This window comes from Actinoplanes subglobosus, from assembly GCF_042650585.1.
GTDB lineage: Bacteria > Actinomycetota > Actinomycetes > Mycobacteriales > Micromonosporaceae > Actinoplanes > Actinoplanes subglobosus.
Genome location: NZ_JBHSBL010000017.1, coordinates 687,096 through 703,632, shown reverse-complemented (window position 1 = coordinate 703,632; position 16,537 = coordinate 687,096). Strand labels below are relative to the sequence as shown.

General features: G+C 71.4%; 14 protein-coding genes. 6 read left to right on the top strand and 8 right to left on the bottom strand.

The window, feature by feature from the left end:
• The first annotated feature begins 203 nt into the window (after nucleotides 1-203).
• A complete protein-coding gene (locus ACFO0C_RS21220; protein ID WP_378068373.1) occupies nucleotides 204-845 on the top strand; it encodes a DedA family protein in 642 nt (213 codons plus the stop codon).
• Here ACFO0C_RS21220 and ACFO0C_RS21215 read toward each other — a convergent pair.
• Complete coding sequence (locus tag ACFO0C_RS21215) at nucleotides 823-2,223, bottom strand: NAD(P)H-quinone dehydrogenase (RefSeq protein WP_378068372.1); 1,401 nt, start codon at nucleotides 2,221-2,223, stop codon at nucleotides 823-825. The two genes, ACFO0C_RS21220 and ACFO0C_RS21215, sit on opposite strands and share 23 nt — an antisense overlap.
• Before the next feature lie 87 nt (nucleotides 2,224-2,310).
• On the opposite strand from ACFO0C_RS21215, the gene ACFO0C_RS21210 reads away from it, so the two are divergent.
• A complete protein-coding gene (locus ACFO0C_RS21210; RefSeq protein WP_378068371.1) occupies nucleotides 2,311-2,772 on the top strand; it encodes a gamma-glutamylcyclotransferase in 462 nt (153 codons plus the stop codon).
• Here ACFO0C_RS21210 and ACFO0C_RS21205 read toward each other — a convergent pair.
• Nucleotides 2,769-3,731: a GNAT family N-acetyltransferase gene (locus tag ACFO0C_RS21205; RefSeq protein ID WP_378068370.1), complete on the bottom strand. Its 963-nt coding sequence runs from the start codon at nucleotides 3,729-3,731 to the stop codon at nucleotides 2,769-2,771. The two genes, ACFO0C_RS21210 and ACFO0C_RS21205, sit on opposite strands and share 4 nt — an antisense overlap.
• A 217-nt stretch (nucleotides 3,732-3,948) precedes the next feature.
• Here ACFO0C_RS21205 and ACFO0C_RS21200 point away from each other — a divergent pair, with 217 nt between their 5' ends.
• Nucleotides 3,949-5,448: a methionine--tRNA ligase gene (locus tag ACFO0C_RS21200; RefSeq protein WP_378068369.1), complete on the top strand. Its 1,500-nt coding sequence runs from the start codon at nucleotides 3,949-3,951 to the stop codon at nucleotides 5,446-5,448.
• Here the strand turns inward: ACFO0C_RS21200 and ACFO0C_RS21195 are convergent.
• The 3 genes from ACFO0C_RS21195 to ACFO0C_RS21185 form a co-directional block, all read right to left on the bottom strand.
• A complete protein-coding gene (locus ACFO0C_RS21195) occupies nucleotides 5,405-6,142 on the bottom strand; it encodes an SCO6745 family protein (RefSeq protein ID WP_378068368.1) in 738 nt (245 codons plus the stop codon). The two genes, ACFO0C_RS21200 and ACFO0C_RS21195, sit on opposite strands and share 44 nt — an antisense overlap.
• Before the next feature lie 73 nt (nucleotides 6,143-6,215).
• Nucleotides 6,216-7,091: a hypothetical protein gene (locus ACFO0C_RS21190; RefSeq protein ID WP_378068367.1), complete on the bottom strand. Its 876-nt coding sequence runs from the start codon at nucleotides 7,089-7,091 to the stop codon at nucleotides 6,216-6,218.
• Between the two features lies 1 nt (nucleotide 7,092).
• Nucleotides 7,093-7,725, bottom strand: a complete 633-nt coding sequence (locus ACFO0C_RS21185; protein ID WP_378068366.1) for an MBL fold metallo-hydrolase — start codon at nucleotides 7,723-7,725, stop codon at nucleotides 7,093-7,095.
• A gap of 107 nt (nucleotides 7,726-7,832) precedes the next feature.
• On the opposite strand from ACFO0C_RS21185, the gene ACFO0C_RS21180 reads away from it, so the two are divergent.
• The gene (locus tag ACFO0C_RS21180) at nucleotides 7,833-8,765 is read left to right on the top strand and encodes a DUF4349 domain-containing protein (RefSeq protein WP_378068365.1); all 933 of its coding nucleotides are present in this window, start codon (nucleotides 7,833-7,835) and stop codon (nucleotides 8,763-8,765) included.
• 175 nt (nucleotides 8,766-8,940) lie between these two features.
• Here ACFO0C_RS21180 and ACFO0C_RS21175 read toward each other — a convergent pair whose 3' ends face one another.
• A complete protein-coding gene (locus tag ACFO0C_RS21175; protein WP_378068364.1) occupies nucleotides 8,941-10,197 on the bottom strand; it encodes an amidohydrolase in 1,257 nt (418 codons plus the stop codon).
• A 217-nt stretch (nucleotides 10,198-10,414) separates the two neighbouring features.
• Nucleotides 10,415-11,980, bottom strand: coding sequence for an acyl-CoA mutase large subunit family protein (locus tag ACFO0C_RS21170; protein ID WP_378068363.1), 1,566 nt, complete (start codon nucleotides 11,978-11,980; stop codon nucleotides 10,415-10,417).
• 206 nt (nucleotides 11,981-12,186) lie between these two features.
• Here ACFO0C_RS21170 and ACFO0C_RS21165 point away from each other — a divergent pair, with 206 nt between their 5' ends.
• Both ACFO0C_RS21165 and ACFO0C_RS21160 read left to right on the top strand, forming a co-directional pair.
• Nucleotides 12,187-14,124: a serine/threonine-protein kinase gene (locus tag ACFO0C_RS21165; RefSeq protein ID WP_378068362.1), complete on the top strand. Its 1,938-nt coding sequence runs from the start codon at nucleotides 12,187-12,189 to the stop codon at nucleotides 14,122-14,124.
• 23 nt (nucleotides 14,125-14,147) lie between these two features.
• Nucleotides 14,148-15,797: a phospho-sugar mutase gene (locus ACFO0C_RS21160; RefSeq protein ID WP_378068361.1), complete on the top strand. Its 1,650-nt coding sequence runs from the start codon at nucleotides 14,148-14,150 to the stop codon at nucleotides 15,795-15,797.
• A 41-nt stretch (nucleotides 15,798-15,838) separates the two neighbouring features.
• Here the strand turns inward: ACFO0C_RS21160 and ACFO0C_RS21155 are convergent, their stop codons facing one another.
• Nucleotides 15,839-16,525, bottom strand: coding sequence for a GOLPH3/VPS74 family protein (locus ACFO0C_RS21155; protein WP_360327448.1), 687 nt, complete (start codon nucleotides 16,523-16,525; stop codon nucleotides 15,839-15,841).
• Nucleotides 16,526-16,537 lie beyond the last annotated feature (12 nt).

The following is a 16,537-nucleotide window of genomic DNA, read 5'->3' as shown; positions in this document are numbered from 1 at the left end:
CGACGCTGCGACGCGGGCACGTCAACCGTACGCCGCTCCCCGGCGACCGGCGTGAACCGGGCACGTCCCCGATTGCCTGCCCGTAGCGTGTCCCGCATCACCGCAGAAAGTTAAGGGCCGAGCGCATGCTGTGAACACAGCACTCTCTCAGCACGTCTCGCGCAGAATGCCGGGAGTCCCTATGCCGTGAGGTGACCGCATCGATGACCGACCTGCTGCCCCTGTTGGCGACACCGGCGTGGGCCTATCTCGCCCTGTTCGCGTTCCTGGCGGTCGACGCTCTGGTCCCGGTGGTGCCGATCCAGGCCATCATGATCACCTCAGGGGCCCTGACGGTGTACGGCAATCTCGAGCTCGCCCTGGTGATCGCGGTCGGCGCGGCCGGGATGTTCACCGGCGACAGCATCGCGTTCGTGCTGGGCCGCTCGACCGGCTCCCGGCTGGGCGCACTGGTCACCCGGTTCACGCCCCGCAACGAGGTCACCGAGTCCCGGACCAGGCGGGCGGCCGAGCGGTTCACCCGCGGGCTGCGCCGGCCGGGCCCGCTCGTGGTGCTCCTGTGCCGGTTCGTGCCAGGCGGGCGGATGGCCTCCGGCTACAACGCGGGCCGCACCGGCTACCCGATCCGCAGTTTCGTCGGATATGACGGCGCGGCCGCGCTGACCTGGGCCGCCTACGGCGGACTGGTCGGGCACCTCGGGGGCACCGCGATCACCCAGTCCGCCTGGCGGCTGTTCGCCCTGGCCGCCGTCGCCGCTGTGGTGTTCGGCACAGCCGGTTGGGCACTGGCCCTCTTCGGCGGTCAGAAGGACGGGCGGACCGCTACTGAATCTCGTGCAGCATGAGCTGACGCGCCGCCTCCGCGATCGACCCGGAGAGCGAGGGGTAGATCGTGATGGTGTGCGCGAGCTGATCGACGGTCAGATTGTTCTCGATGGCCATGGTGATCGGCAGGATCAGCTCACTGGCCTTCGGTGACACCACGACACCACCGACGATCTGCCCGGTCGCCGGCCGGCAGAACAGCTTGACGAAACCGTCCTGCAGCCCGGACATCTTGGCCCGCGCGTTGCCGGTCAGCGGCAGCATCACCTGGCGCGCCGGGAAGCGGCCGGAGTCCACCTCGTTCTGCGACACACCGACGGTGGCCAGCTCCGGGTCGGTGAACACGTTCGCCGACACGGTCCGCAGCCGCAGCGGGGCGACGGCCTCGCCCATCGCGTGCCAGATCGCGATCCGGCCCTGCATGGCCGCGACGCTGGCGAGCGGCAGGACGCCGGTGCAGTCGCCGGCCGCATAGATCCCGGGGACGTTGGTACGCGACACCCGGTCCACCGTCACGTAGCCGCCGTCGGCGATGTCCACCCCGTACTCCCGCAGGCCCAGCTCGGACGTGTTGGGGATGGCACCGACCGCCATCAGACAGTGCGAGCCCTCGACGATCCGCCCGTCGGACAGCGTCACCCGCACGCCGTCGCCGGTGTTCTCCACGGCGTCGCCGCGGGACTGGCTGAGAATGGTCATGCCCCGCTCACGGAAGACCCGCTCGATCGCCATGGCGGCGTCGGCATCCTCGTGCGGCATGACCCGCTCGCGGCTGGAGATGAGCGTCACCTTCACACCCATCGCCAGGTAGGCACTGGCGAACTCGGCACCGGTCACGCCGGAGCCGATCACCACGAGATGGCTGGGCAGCTCCTCGAGGTCCCACACCTGGCGCCAGTCGAGGATCCGCTCCCCGTCCGGCCGGGCCGTGGGCAGGACCCGCGGGGTGGCACCGGTGGCCAGCAGCACGGTGCTCGCCTCGACGGCGTAGGTCTCCCCGCCGTGCGGGGTGATCAGCACCTGGTGGGTGTGGCCGAGCCGGTCCTCGCCGAGCCGGGCCCGGCCGTGCACCACGTCGACCCCGGCCTTGATCAGCTTGGTCTGGATGTCACCGGACTGGGCGAGGGCGAGCTTCTTGACCCGGTCGTTCACCGCCTTCGCGTCGACGCTGACCCCGGCCAGCCCGGAGGACCGGATGCCGAACCGCTCCTCGTGGCGGTAACCGGTCATCACCTCGGAACTCGCGATGAAGGTCTTGGACGGCACGCAGTCGGTGAGCACACATGCGCCGCCCGGACCCTCCGCCTCGACGAGCGTGACGTCCGCCCCGAGCTGAGCGGCGACCAGAGCCGCCTCGTATCCGCCCGGTCCCCCACCGATGATCACGATCCGACTCACGACAAACCGACCTCCAAAAACCATTAGACGTGCCGACACGCACTCCTCATATTCTCACCACCGCTCGCTACGACTATCGTCGTCGCCGTGCGTCACTACGCCGCGTATGGCTCGAACCTGGATCCCGCCCGCATGCGGGCCTACTGTCCGCACTCGCCGATGGTCGGCGTGGGGTGGGTCGAAGGATGGCGCCTCACCTTCGCCGGTGAGGGCGAAATAGGCTGGGAGGGGGCGGTGACGACGATCGTCGAGTCGCCCGGCGACCGGGTCTTCGTCTCGGTCTACGACGTGCATCCGTGGGACGCGTCACAGCTCGACGAGGTCGAGGGGGTGACCGCGGGGGCGTACCAGAAGGTAACCGTGCGTGTATCGACGCTCGACGGTGACGTACCGGCGTGGGTCTACGTCTTCGCCGGCTACGAGGGCGGCCTGCCGACCGCGTGGTACCTCTCGGAGATCGCCAACGCGGCCGAGAAGGCCGGCGCGCCCGACGACTACGTCGCCGATCTGCGCGGCCGGCCCACCGGAACGGCGTCGCCGGAGATCTAGCTCGCCGCCTTGACCGTGGTGCGGTAGATGTTGGCCCGGTACAGCGCGTCCATGCCGACCTTGAAGTAGAGGCTCGCGGCATCGGTCGGGTTGGCCAGGTCGACACCGAGACCGGCCCTGGGCCGCCCGTTCGCGGCGTAGGTCGCGAACGCGCGGCGCAGCAGGGCCTCACCGACACCTCGCTTGCGGTACGCCCGGAGCGTCGCCAGGTGCTTCACCCAGCCCTCGTCGGTGTCCTCACCGCCGTCGCTGGACTGAAGGGCACCGACGATCCGGCCGTCCGCCTCGGCGACGAACCACTCGCCGAACGGCACACCGGGCTTGGTGACCTGCTCGAGCCAGCCGTCGAACGGGATCGCCAGGTGGTCGGAGTCGACGAAGGCGTCCTCGATGACCGCGTGGAAGGCCCGCATCTCGGCCTCGTCCTCGTGGCGGACCGGGCGGACGGTGATGCCGGCCGGCGGCTCGGGCGCGACCGGGGAGACCCCGTCGAGCGACATCTGCATGCGGGCGAACTGCTTGAGGAAGACGAAACCGGCCTCGGTCAGCGCCTCGATCAGCTCGGTCTCGCCGGGGATCGCGCCGGCCCGGACCTCGTAGACGTCGTGGCCCAACTCGGCGGCCCGCTCGGTCATCCGGACCATCAGCAGGTCGAGCAGCGGTTTCAGAGCGGGCAGGCCGCTGCCGGGCCAGAAGTAGACGTTGGCCATGTCGCGGGCCCGGCCGGTGGAGTTACCGGGGAACGACCAGCCGACGATCCTGCCGGTGTCGTCGAGGGCGAGCAGGCAGTCGCGGGCCATGTCGGTGTTCGGCGTGGTGAGGTCCTCGCGGACCTCGTCGGCGCTGTAGTCGGGCTCCCCCACCGCGGCGATGTCACTGGCGTGCACCAGCTCGAGGATCGCGGGCACGTCGTCGAGAGTGGGCCGGCGGGTGGTCCAGCCCTGGGGAAGTTCCGTCATGTGGGAATCGGACCACGGCGCGCACGGCTCTGCCAAACGAGTTTCGCGGTCCGGCCGGTACGCCTACCATGACCGCATGCAGCCGCGCCGTGAGTCGATGATGCGCCCCTTCCCGGGGCTCCTCGCCGTGCGCTGACCATCTCCCACGAGCAGGCCCCGTCCCGTCGGGGCGCTGCTCGCCGTCTCCCCGTCCGGGACCGGGCGGAAAGAGACGATCATGAACACCTTCTACGTGACGACCGCCGTCCCCTACGTCAACGCGGCACCGCACCTCGGGCACGCGCTGGAACTGGTGCAGGCCGACGTGCTGGCCCGGCACGCCCGGCTGCGCGGGCACCCGGTGCGGTTCCTGACCGGGACCGACGACAACGCCCTGAAGAACGTCACCGCCGCCCGGGCCGCCGGTGTGGACGTGCGCACCTTCGTCGACGCCAACGCCGCCCGGTTCGCCGCGCTCCGCGAGCCGCTCGGGCTCTCCTTCGACGACTTCATCCGGACCAGCGCCGACGCCCGGCACGCGACCGGGGTGGAGCGTCTGTGGCGGGAGTGCGCGGCGGCCGGGGACCTCTACCGGCGCACCTACGAGGGGCTCTACTGTCCCGGCTGCGAGCAGTTCTGGACGGCCGGCGAGCTGCCCGGCGGGCTCTGTCCCGAGCACGGGGTGGCCCCCGAGCGGGTCGCCGAGGAGAACTGGTTCTTCCGGCTCTCCCGCTACTCCGGCCGGCTCCTGGAGATCCTCGAATCCGGGCGGCTGCGGATCGAGCCGGCCGCCCGGCGCAACGAGGTGCTCGCGTTCGTCCGAGCCGGTCTCACCGACTTCAGCGTCTCGCGTCCGGCGTCCCGGGCCGCCGGCTGGGGCATCCCGGTACCCGGCGACCCGGATCAGGTCGTCTACGTGTGGTGGGACGCCCTGGCCAACTACGTGACCGCACTCGGCTACGGTAACGGTGATCCGGCCTATCAGTGCTGGTGGGCGGGGCCGGGCGAGCGTACGCACGTGATCGGCAAGGGCATCGTCCGGTTCCACGCCGTCTACTGGCCGGCCCTGCTGCTCTCGGCCGGGCTGCCGCTGCCCACGTCGATCCTGGTCCACGACTACCTGTCGGTGGACGGGGCGAAACTGTCCAAGAGCGCCGGCAACACCATCGATCCGGTCGCGCTGGCCGGCCGGTACGGCACCGATGCCCTCCGCTGGTGGCTGCTGCGGGAACCGGCCCGGGTCGGCGACACCGACTTCACCGTCGAGCGGCTGATCCGGCGAGCCGACGGCGACCTCGCCAACGGGCTCGGCAACCTGGTCAACCGCACCCTGACGCTCGCCTGGCGGCACTGTGCCGGCCGGGTGCCCGGGACGGCGCCGCCCGGGCCGCTCGGCGAGGCCTGCGACCGGCTGCCCGGCCGGATCGACCGGGCGCTGCACGACTTCGACTTCCGGGCCGCGACCGGCGCCCTGTGGGACGTGGTCGACGAGGGCAACCGGTACGCCGAGACGGAACGACCGTGGGAACCGGCCGCCGCCGACCGGCGCGACGCGGTGCTGGGCGCCCTGACAGCGGCCTGTCGCCTGGTCGCCGCCGAACTGTCCCCGTTCCTACCGTCCGGTGCGGCCCGGCTGCGCGACCGGCTGCTCTCCGGAGACCGGGTGAGCCGCCCGGAGCCGGTGTTCCCCCGGATCAGCGGGCCAGCCGGTGCCCCAGGGACTCGAGCAGACCGGTGAACTCGATGCGCTCGGATTGGTCGAGGGCGGCGTAGGCCTGCCCGGCCAGTGAGTCGGCCACCGCCTCGGACCACATCAGGCGGCGGATCAGCGGCCCGGCCGGAGGATAGGGCCCCTGCCAGCCGAGGGCGACCGCGCCGGTCTCACCCTCGGGCCCGGCGATGATCGCCTCCAGAGGGGTGAGACCGCTGGCCCGGACGGCGAGGACGTGCACACCCAGCCGGTGCTCGTGCAGCAGGTGCAGCAGCACCGCGGCCCGGGCACCGGGTGCGCCGTCCGGCGCCGGCATGGCCCGCCACGCCGCGAAGAGCGGCAGCCCCGCGGTGTCCACATGGTCGGTGATCCGGCCGGCCAGGTCGAGCAGCCGGGTCAGCCGGGGGAAGCCACCGAGCTGGTCGGCGCCCCACTTGCAGAGCTCACCCAGGTGCCATGTGGCGACCTCGCTCGGGGCCGACGCCTTGACCGCCGCCTCCCAGCCGTCGGTGACCGCCTCCGGCGCGATGAACGCCAGCACGGCGGCCACCGTCTCGGACCGCACCTCGCCGAGCGCCCCGGCCCGGGCCGACACGTGATACGCCCAGCCGGACAACCCGAGCAGCCGGGCGCCCTGGAGCGTCCGCGGGGACTCCGAGAAGGCCCGGAGGATAGTGGCGAGTCCCGTGCGAGCGTGGGCGGCAGCCTGTTCGGGGGTCACCTGCCCGATTCTGCTCCCCTTGACCGTCTAAAGAAAATCTCCGTCGATCGTCCGAAGAGAACGCTCCCCTGTTTCAGGTCGCCGCCAGCTCGTCGAGGGCCGCCTGCACATCGCCCACCCGGCGGCGGGCGGCCGCCGCCTCACGTTCGGCGGCACGGCGGGCCAGTTTGCGCCGGGCCACGTCGGCGATCGCCTCGGTGCGCCGTCGTTCCAGCTCGGCGAGTTCGGCGTCGAGGTCCTCGACCACGTGGCCGGCCTCCCGCTCGGCGTCCTCGGCCCGTTCCAGCCGTCCGTCGGCCCGTCGTTCGTCGGCCCGGGCGGCGTTGAGCTCGCGTTCGAGCTCCCGCCGTCGCCGCTCGTCCTCCCGGCTGCGTCTCGGGGGTTCCGGCGGTGCGGGCGCCGCCACGACGGGCGCGTCCTCGTCCGTGTCGTCATCGGTGTCGGTCACCAGGCGCAACCGCGGCCGCGGCACCTCACCGAACCCGGCGTAGGAGACGGCCCGGATCAGCCGCCCCGAGCGCACCTGCCCGGCGATCTCCGGGTCGGCCAGCGCCGCCGTGAACGTCGCCTCCACGTCCCCGAGCGGCAGCTTGCCGGCGCCGGCCCCGATCTCCTCGGCGGCCAGCCGGCGGGCCGCCTCGACCAGCGAAGAGACGAACTGCCGCCGCTGGGTCGACAGCTCCCGCAACTCGTCACCGCGCAACTCCCGCTGTGCGGCGCGCAGCGCCGTCGACAGCTCGACCAGTTCCTCGATCAGCTCCGGCCGTCGCAGCGCCACCAGGTTGACCACCCAGGCCGCCACCGTCGGCTTCTTCAGAGCGGCCAGCCTCTTGGCGGCCTCGCGCTCGCCGGCTCGCCGGGCCTCCTCGATCGCGGCCGCGCGGGCGGCGACGAACCCCTCCGGCGGTGCCTCGTAGAGCCGCCGGACCACGACATCGATGGCGAGCACGTCAGTCCAGCACGCTGCCCGGCGCCACGTGCCGGAACCTCGTCTCGGAGAAGCCCTCCAGGTGCGCGCCGTAGACGGCCGCCCCACGCTCGTTGACCAGCCCGTCGTGCAGGGCGAACGCGCGCTCCGGCCGGACCGTCCGGACGAACTCCAGCGACTCGGCGATCGTCGCCCACGGCGCGTTCAGCGGCACGAACAGCGTCTCCACCGCGACCTCCGGCACCACGAACGAGTCACCGGGGTGGTAGAGGTTGCCGGCACCGTCGTCGATCACGAACCCGAGGTTGGCGAAGACCGGCACGTACGGATGGATGATCGCGTGCCTGCCGCCGAAGGCCCGCACCCGGTAGCCGGCCGCCTCGAACTCCTGCCCGGCCGTGACCGCGGTGGTGGCCCCCGCGACGTCGGCGAGCAGTGGCAGCACCGCCTCGTGCGCGAAGATCCGCAGATCGGGCCGCCGGGCGACGGCCCTCGTCACCGCCGCGACGTCGAGGTGGTCGAAGTGCTCGTGGGTGATGAGGAGCGCGTCGGCACCATCCAAAGCGGACGCTTCGGAGAATTCGCCGGGATCGACGACGAGAACACCGGCGCCTTCGATGCGTAGGCAGGAATGCGTGAACTTCGTGACCCGCACGGGACCCCTCCGCTGCTGTTTCGTGACCGCTCACCTCGCAGTCTGCCGGAACCGGGATGTGCGCGCCGCACGTCCCACGGTCAGTGAAGACTCAGATCGGAGCTGCCATGAGAAAACGGGGAATCATCGCGGCGTTGCTGGCGGGCCTTCTGCTCGCGGGTTGTGGCGCCGATTCATCGGATAGCAGTGGGAACAGCGCGGCCCAGCCCGCGATGGGTGGCGCGGAAGGCGGGGCCGCCGCCGACCGGGCACCGGCCGAGGCCGGAGCGGCCGCACCGCCCGCGGGCAAGGACACCGCGGCGCAGGCTCCTGACCTGCGGATAGATCAGCGATCAATCATCTACACCGGGTCGATCACGATCCGGGTCCAGAACGTCAACGACGAGGCCGCCAAGATCACCGGCATCGCCGCGGGCGCCGGTGGGTTCATCGGCGGCGACGAGCGGCACAGCGGTGACGGCTCGTCCACGGCGACGATCAAACTGCGCATCCCGGCCGACAAGTTCACCGCCGTGGTCGACCAGGTCGCCGGTCTCGGCGACGAGGAGAACCGGGGAATCAACACCGAGGACGTCACCGAGGCGGTCGTCGATCTGGACGCGCGGATCGACGTGCAGAAGGCGCGGGTGGAGAGCGGCAAGCGCCTGCTCGCCGAGGCGAAGTCCCTGGACGACCTGGTGATGCTGGAGCGTGAGGTCGCCACCCGGGAGTCCGACCTGGCCTCACTGGAGGCGAAGAAGCGCCGGCTCGGCGATCTCACGTCGCTCTCCACGATCACGGTGGTCCTGCTCGGCCCGAACGCGACGGTAACCGACGACGATGACGACCCGGCCGGCTTCCTGGGCGGTCTCTCCAACGGCTGGAACGCCCTGGTGGCCTCGCTCGGCGTGCTGCTCACCGTGCTCGGCGCACTCCTGCCCTGGATCGTCGCCCTCGGCCTCCCGGCGTGGGCGATCATCCACCTGACCCGCCGCTACCGGCGCCGCGACACCACTCCGGTGGTCACCCCGGTTGCCGAGGCTCCCACTTCGACCCCTTGATCTCGTACGGGACAGAAGGCTCTCGACCGCAAGCCAGACCGTCCCGTGGCACCACCGCGAGGTCCGCCCGGCGCAAGGCCGCAACGCGGCCGCCGGGGCGTAGCGGCGGTCACCGGCTGGTTCCACCGCTGTCTCACCACACGTCGGACAGCGGTGGCGCCCAGCCGGTTTCGATCTAGAAGGCTCCGGTGGACAGAGCGGCCAGAGCGGTGTGGGCCATCACGCGGACGCCGTAACCGATGCAGCTCTCGTCCACGTCGAAGTCACCCTGGTGCAGGTCGTGACGGACGTCTGAACCCGGCCGGCCGGTGCCGAGCCGGATCATCGCGCCCGGCACGTGCTCCAGGTAGAACGAGAAGTCCTCGCCGCCCATGCTGAGCTCGGCCTCGACCACCCGGTCGGCGCCGAGCGCGGCCCCGGCGGCGCCCGCGATGACCGCCGACGCCATCCGGTCGTTGATCACCGGCGGCACCCCGCGGATGTAGTTGATGTCGACCTCGGCGCCGGTGGGCGCGACCACCTCACGGATCAGTTTGGTGATCAGATCGGGCGCGTCCCGCCAGGCCTCCCGGCTGAGCACCCGCACGGTGCCGCGGACGTCGCCGGCGCCGGGGATCGCGTTGAACGCCTGCCCGGCGTGCACCGCCCCCCACACCAGGGACAGCCCGGCACGCGGGTCCATCCGGCGGCTGAGCAGCGCCGGGACATCGACGATGACCTTGCCGAGCGCGTGCACCAGATCGGCGGTGAGGTGCGGCCGCGCGGTGTGCCCGCCCGGCCCGGTGAGCTTGACCTCGACCGCGTCGGCGGCCGCGGTGAACGGGCCGGAGCGGACACCGACCAGGCCGGCCGGCAGCTGCGGGTAGCAGTGCAGCGCGTAGATCGCGTCGACGTCCTTGAGCGCACCGGCGGCGATCACCTCGGGCGCACCGGACGGCATCGCCTCCTCGGCCGGCTGGAAGATCAGCCGGATCCGGCCGGGCAGCAGGCCCTGCTCATTGAGCTGGGCCAGGGCCATGCCGAGGCCGAGCACGATGGTGGTGTGCACGTCGTGACCGCAGGCGTGCGCCTGACCGTCGACGGTGCTGCGGTAGGGCACGTCCTTGAGGTCCCGCAGCGGCAGCGAGTCGATGTCGGCCCGGAACGCGATGGTGCGCGGTCCCTCACCGATGTCGCAGATCACCCCGTTGCCGCGCGGCAGCATCCGCGGGGAGAGACCCGCGACGGCCAGCTCACGGGCGATCAGGGCGGCGGTCTCGAACTCGGAGTGTGACGGTTCGGGGTGAGCGTGGATGTGCCGTCGAATGGCTACGAGCTCGGCGCCCCTCGATGCGAGCCAGCGGTCCAGCCGGCCGGGGAGCGGGTCGGTGCCGGGCAGTTGCCCGGGCCACGACGTATCGGCGCCTTCCGGCGCCTCCAGAGCAGTAGTCACGTCGGCTTCCGTATCACTCTCGAAAATTCGTCGGTTTACGCAACGCGCGACAGCTTAGTCCCGTTTGTGGTAACGCTGTGTAACGGTCGCGTAAAGAGGTGCTCACGCCCCGACCGAGGTCCGGCTGGCTCTCAGGGAGATCGTCCCGGCCCGCCAACCCCTCAACGGGTAGTGGATCGCGGAGGTGACGCGACACACTACGAGTACGTCGAGCAGCTCAGAACCGTTCGACGGGGCGGTGCACGCCCCATACCCCGCGGAGGGTGTGACACACCTCCCCCACCGTGGCACGGAGGCGCAAGGCCTCTTTCATCAACGGTAGGACGTTCACACTTCCCGCGGCGGCCTTCGCCAGATCTTTCAATGCATCCTGGACGGCCGGGTCGTTCCGCTCCGCCCGAAGGCTCGCGAGACGGGCCACCTGGGCGACCTCGATGGCCGGATCGACACGCAGCGGCTCGTACTTCTCCTCGGCCTCGGCGGCGAACCGGTTGACCCCGACCACCACACGCTCGCCACTGTCGATCTCGGTGGCGATCCGGTACGCGGACGTCTCGATCTCACCCTTCTGGAAGCCCTGCTCGATGGCGTCGACGGCGGAGCCGTACTCGAAGACCCGGTCGATCAGCGTGGTCGCCTCGGCCTCGACGGCGTCGGTGAGGGCCTCCACCGCGTAGGAGCCGGCGAACGGGTCGACGGTGCCGGTCAGCCCGCTCTCGTAGGCGAGCACCTGCTGGGTGCGCAGCGCCAGCCGGGCCGACTTCTCGGTGGGCAGGGCGATCGCCTCGTCGTACGAGTTGGTGTGCAGCGACTGGGTGCCACCGGCGATCGCGCCGAGCGCCTGGATAGCCACCCGGATCAGGTTGACCTCGGGCTGCTGGGCGGTGAGCTGCACACCGGCCGTCTGGGTGTGGAACCGCAGCATCAGCGACTTCGGGTCCTTCGCGCCGAACTCGTCACGCATGATCCGCGCCCACATCCGCCGGGCCGCCCGGAACTTGGCGATCTCCTCCAGCAGCGTGGTCCGGGCGACGAAGAAGAACGACAGCCGGGGCGCGAAGTCGTCGACGGCCAGACCGGCGGCGATCGCGGCACGCACGTACTCGATGCCGTTGGCCAGGGTGAACGCGATCTCCTGCGCGGGCGAGGCACCGGCCTCGGCCATGTGGTAGCCGGAGATCGAGATGGTGTTCCACTTCGGGATCTCGGCCTTGCAGTAGGCGAAGGTGTCGGCGACCAGGCGCAGCGACGGCTTCGGCGGGAAGATGTACGTCCCGCGCGCGATGTACTCCTTCAGGATGTCGTTCTGGATCGTGCCCTGCAGAGCCGACCCGGGAACGCCCTGCTCCTCGGCGACCAGCTGGTAGAGCAGCAGGAGGACCGAGCCGGGGGCGTTGATCGTCATCGAGGTGGACACCTGGTCCAGCGGGATGTCCTTGAAGAGCAGCCGCATGTCGTCGATCGAGTCGATCGCCACGCCGACCTTGCCGACCTCGCCGTGCGCGATCGGGTCGTCGGAGTCGTAACCCATCTGGGTGGGCAGGTCGAAGGCGACGGAGAGGCCCATCGTCCCGGCCGCCAGCAGCTGGTGATAGCGGGCGTTCGACTCGGCGGCGGTCCCGAAACCGGCGTACTGCCGCATCGTCCACGGCCGTTTCGTGTACATCGTGGGATAGACGCCACGGGTGTACGGATATTGACCGGGCTCTTCGGCTCCGGCGCCCGCGGGCACGTCGGCAGGGCCGTACACCGGCTTGATGGGAAACCCTGACTCTGCATTCACAGGGCCGATCCTAAGGCTCGTTAAGGCGTCCGACCGTGAGGAATTTGCCACCCTGCGTCCCTCACCCGCCCACCCTCGGCCACCCGGCCACTACACACGGTCGAAGTGTCGTGAACAGTGATGTCGTGACTTTCATTCGGGGGGTGACGGCAGGCAAGATAGCGGGGTTGGTCGACAGCCCCTATACCCCCTCGGTGGCATCCTCAGTGACTCAATCTCCGACGTGGAGCGGCGGTAACGCGGCTCCCCCCAGCGGACGCGCCGCCCCGGGCACGCTCATCGGCGGGCGGTACACGCTGCGCGCCGCGGTGGGTCACGGCGGCATGGGAACGGTGTGGCGGGCGGCGGACACGCTGTTGCGTCGCGACGTGGCCATCAAGGAGGTCATCCTGCCGCCCGGCCTCGCGCCGAGCGACCGGGACGCGATGTATGAGCGGACCATGCGCGAGGCCCGGGCCGCGGCAGCGCTCCAGCACCCGGCGGTGGTGCAGGTCTACGACGTCGTGCACGAGAACGGCCGGCCGTGGATCGTGATGGAGCTGCTGGACGCGCGCAGCCTCGCCGACATGGTGATCGAGGACGGGCCGATCTCCCCCCGCGTGGTGGCGAAGATCGGCATCGCGCTGCTGGGCGCGCTGGAGGTGGCGCACGCGCACGGCGTGCTGCACCGCGACGTCAAGCCGGCCAACGTGCTGATCTGCGGTGACGGGCGCTGCGTGCTCACCGACTTCGGTGTCGCACGGATGCCGACCGACGTGCAGCTGACCACGCCGGGCATGGTGCTCGGCTCCCCGCACTTCATCTCGCCGGAGCGGGCCATGGGCCACGACTTCGGCCCCCCGAGCGACCTGTTCTCGCTGGGCGTGACGCTCTACACCGCGATCGAGGGGCGTCCGCCGTTCGACAAGGGCGACCCGATCGAGACCATGCACTCGGTCGTCGAGGACCCGCCCGCCCCCGTGGTGCGGGCCGGCTCGCTGACCCCGGTGCTGATGGGCCTGCTGGAGAAGAACCCGGCGCAGCGGATGGATGTGCAGACCGCCCGCACCCTCCTGCGGCAGCAGCTGGCCGGCCCGCTGGCCAGCAAGAACCCGCCGCACATGATGACCGACCCCTACTCCGTGGTCCCCGCGCCGCGTCCGGTCAGCCCGGCGCCGGCCGAGACCCAGCAGATCCCGCCGCAGCCGTCCGGTCAGATCGGCGGCCGCGCGATGCTGACGCCCGGCGAGTCGCTCACCGACCACCTGGCCAAGCTGGAGCAGCAGAACCAGGGTGGCCGCCGCCGTGCCCCCGAGCCGCCGGTCCCGGCCGGTCCGGGCGCGAGCGTGCCGACCGGCGCCATGCCGGCCCACAAGCTGCCCAACAACAGTGGCCGCCCCGGCGGGGACACGACGAGCGTCATCCCGCCGCAGGGGGCGTGGGGTCAGCAGCCCGGCGGCGCCCGCCCCGGCACCGTGGTGATGAGCCCGGCGGCGAAACGGCGCGCCGTCATCGACAAGGTGGTCGGCACCGCCAAGGAGACCTCCGAGAGGGCTGTCACCACGTTCAAGTCGTGGCCGCGCAACAAGCAGCTGATCTCCGGTGGCGCGGCCGCCGCCGTGGTCCTGGTGCTGGTGCTGGTCTTCGCCATGAGCGGGTCGGGCGATCCCGCGCCGACCACGCCGCAGGCCGGGCCGCAGCCGAGCAACGCCGCCGTCGCCGATTTCGAGACGCAGGCCTACAAGGGCAACGCCGCGGTCAGCGTGCAGGTGCCGGCCGGGTGGACCCGGGCGGCCGGTGGCGTCTACGTGGAGTACATCGATCCCGAGGACAAGAGCACCAAGGTCCGGATCCTGGTGGAGCCCGGCAAGGTCACGCCGATCAAGTTCGTCACGTCGACCGCCCCGACCGGGTTGAAGAAGGGCAAGACCTGCCCCGACCCGTTCGAGTCGCTGGCCACGCAAGAGGTGACGATCGCCGGCAATCCGGGCGCCGAGTTCGAGTACACATGTGGTGAGGGCGCCGACATGCGCCACGGCATCTGGCGGATGACCACGGTCGGCGGCAAGATGTACAGCTTCTACCTGACCACGACGGATGCGAAGTTCGCCGACTACCGGAAGTACTACGACGTCATGACGGAGACGTTCCAGCTCAACCTGTGACGGCTCTGTGCTATCAATCCCTGATGGCACCAGAAGTTGATGTTGACCTGATCGCCCGGGCCGAGGCCTGGCTCGCCGACGATCCCGATCCGGCCGGCCGGGCCGAGTTACGCGCTGTCCTGGACGGCTTACCGGGGACGATGGTGGAGCTGGGCGACCGGTTCTCCGGGCCGCTCACCTTCGGCACCGCCGGGTTGCGCGGACGGCTGCGCGCCGGGCCGAACGGGATGAACCTCGCGGTCGTGACCCGCGCGGCGGCCGGTCTGGTCGGCTGGCTGGCCGCACAGGGCGGCGTCGGTCCGCTGGTCATCGGGTACGACGCCCGGCACGGCTCCCGCGAGTTCGCCGAGCGGACCGCACGGGTCGCCACCGGGGCCGGCCGGGCCGCGCTGCTGCTGCCGGGCCCGCTGCCGACGCCGGTGCTGGCCTACGCGGTGCGCGCGCTGGACGCGGTCGCCGGCGTGATGGTCACCGCCAGTCACAACCCGCCGCAGGACAACGGCTACAAGGTCTATCTGGGCGCCAGCCTGGGCGGCCCGGCCGGATCCGGGGCGCAGATCGTGCCGCCGGCCGACGCCGGCATCGAGGCGGCCATCCGGGCGGTGCGGAGCGCCGCGTCGGTTCCGCTCGGCGATCCGGGCACGGTCCTCGGTGCGGAGACCCTTCAGGGGTACGTACAGAGCGCCGCCGCGGTCCTGTCCGAGGACGGCCCGCGTGACCTGGGCATCGCGTACACCCCGATGCACGGCGTCGGCGCGTCCACCGCGGCCGCCGCGTTCGCCGCCGCCGGTTTCCCGGCCCCCGCGATCGTCGCCGAGCAGGCCGAGCCCGATCCCGAGTTCCCGACCGTGGCGTTCCCCAACCCGGAGGAGCCCGGCGCCATGGACCTGCTGCTGGCGCTGGCCGCCCGTACCGGGGCGGACCTGGCGATCGCCAACGACCCGGACGCCGACCGCTGTGCCGTGGCGATCCCGGCCGGTGACGGGTGGCGTCCGCTGCGCGGTGACGAGCTGGGCGCGCTGCTCGCCGACCATCTGATCCGTCGTGGTGTCCCCGGCCTGTACGCGACCACGATCGTCTCGTCGTCGCTGGTGGGCCGCCTGTGCGCGGCTCGGGGTGTGCCGTACGCGGAGACGCTGACCGGCTTCAAGTGGATCGTGCGGGCCGCCGAGGACCTGGCGTTCGGCTACGAGGAGGCGCTCGGTTACTGCGTCGCCCCGGCACTGGTCCGCGACAAGGACGGCATCACCGCCGCGCTGACCGTCGCCGAGCTGGCCGCCGCGCTGAAGACCGAGGGCCGCACTCTGGCCGACCGGCTGGACGAGCTGGCCGCCGAGTTCGGGCTGCACGCCACCGATCAGCTGTCGGTCCGGGTGGACGACCTCGCCGAGATCGGGCGGGCGATGGGCCGCGCCCGGCAGAACCCGCCGGCCACTCTGCTCGGCGCCGCCGTGACCGAGGTGGTGGACCTGCTGCCGGAGAACGACGTGCTGACGTTCCGCACCGCAACGGTCCGGGTCGTGATCCGCCCGTCGGGTACGGAGCCGAAGCTCAAGGCGTACCTCGAAGTGGTCGAACCGGTCGCCGAAGGCGGCCATGCGGAAGCCCGCGACCGTGCGGCGACCGCTCTCGCCGCACTCCGCACCGAGATCGCGGCAACGCTCGGCGTGTAGACAAGCCGTCCCGGGGCTTCACGAAGCCCCGGGAGACGGCGTCAGATCGGCTTGGGAGCCCCGAGGGCGGCCTGGATCGCCCGGCCCAGGGTGGCGACCACCAGAGCGACGCTGGGCCGCACGATGGAGTCCTCCAGGGTGACGTCGCCGACGAAGCCGGCGTTGCTGGCGATCTCAGCGAGCCGCTCGTGCGCCCGGTCGGCCTCGTCGGCCGGCAGCTTCAGCGCCGGCTCCATCCGCGCCGCGACGAGAAGCGTGGCCAGCGCGGCCGTCCGCTCGTCGGGCAGGGTGTTGCCGATCAGGGCGGCGGCCAGCCGGCTACGGATCTCGGCCTCGTAGGCCGGGTCGGTGGTCGGGTAGCGGTGCACGTGGATGACACCCAGCTGGGTCTCGTCCACGTCCTGCACCACGCCGCGGGCGCACAGGTCCTCCAGCACCCGCGTGCGCAGGCGGTGCCGTAGGCGCTGCAGCCATTGAGCCGGCGTGTGCGGCTCCTCGGTCGTGATCTTCTCCAGCACGGCGTCGGCCACCGGGTCGCCGAGCGGCGTGGCGTCCACGACCTTGAGGTAGCCGTCGGCCGCGTAGGCAACTCGATTCGCCAGAGCGAGATCGATCAGGACGGCCGCGGCCATACCGAGATCGAGCCCGATGCGGGATCCGGTCGCTTTTCCGCTCTGGTCGTCATACGCGAGGAGTAGCAGTTCCTCGGCGAGGGGGATGGACGTCATGTCCGAACGATA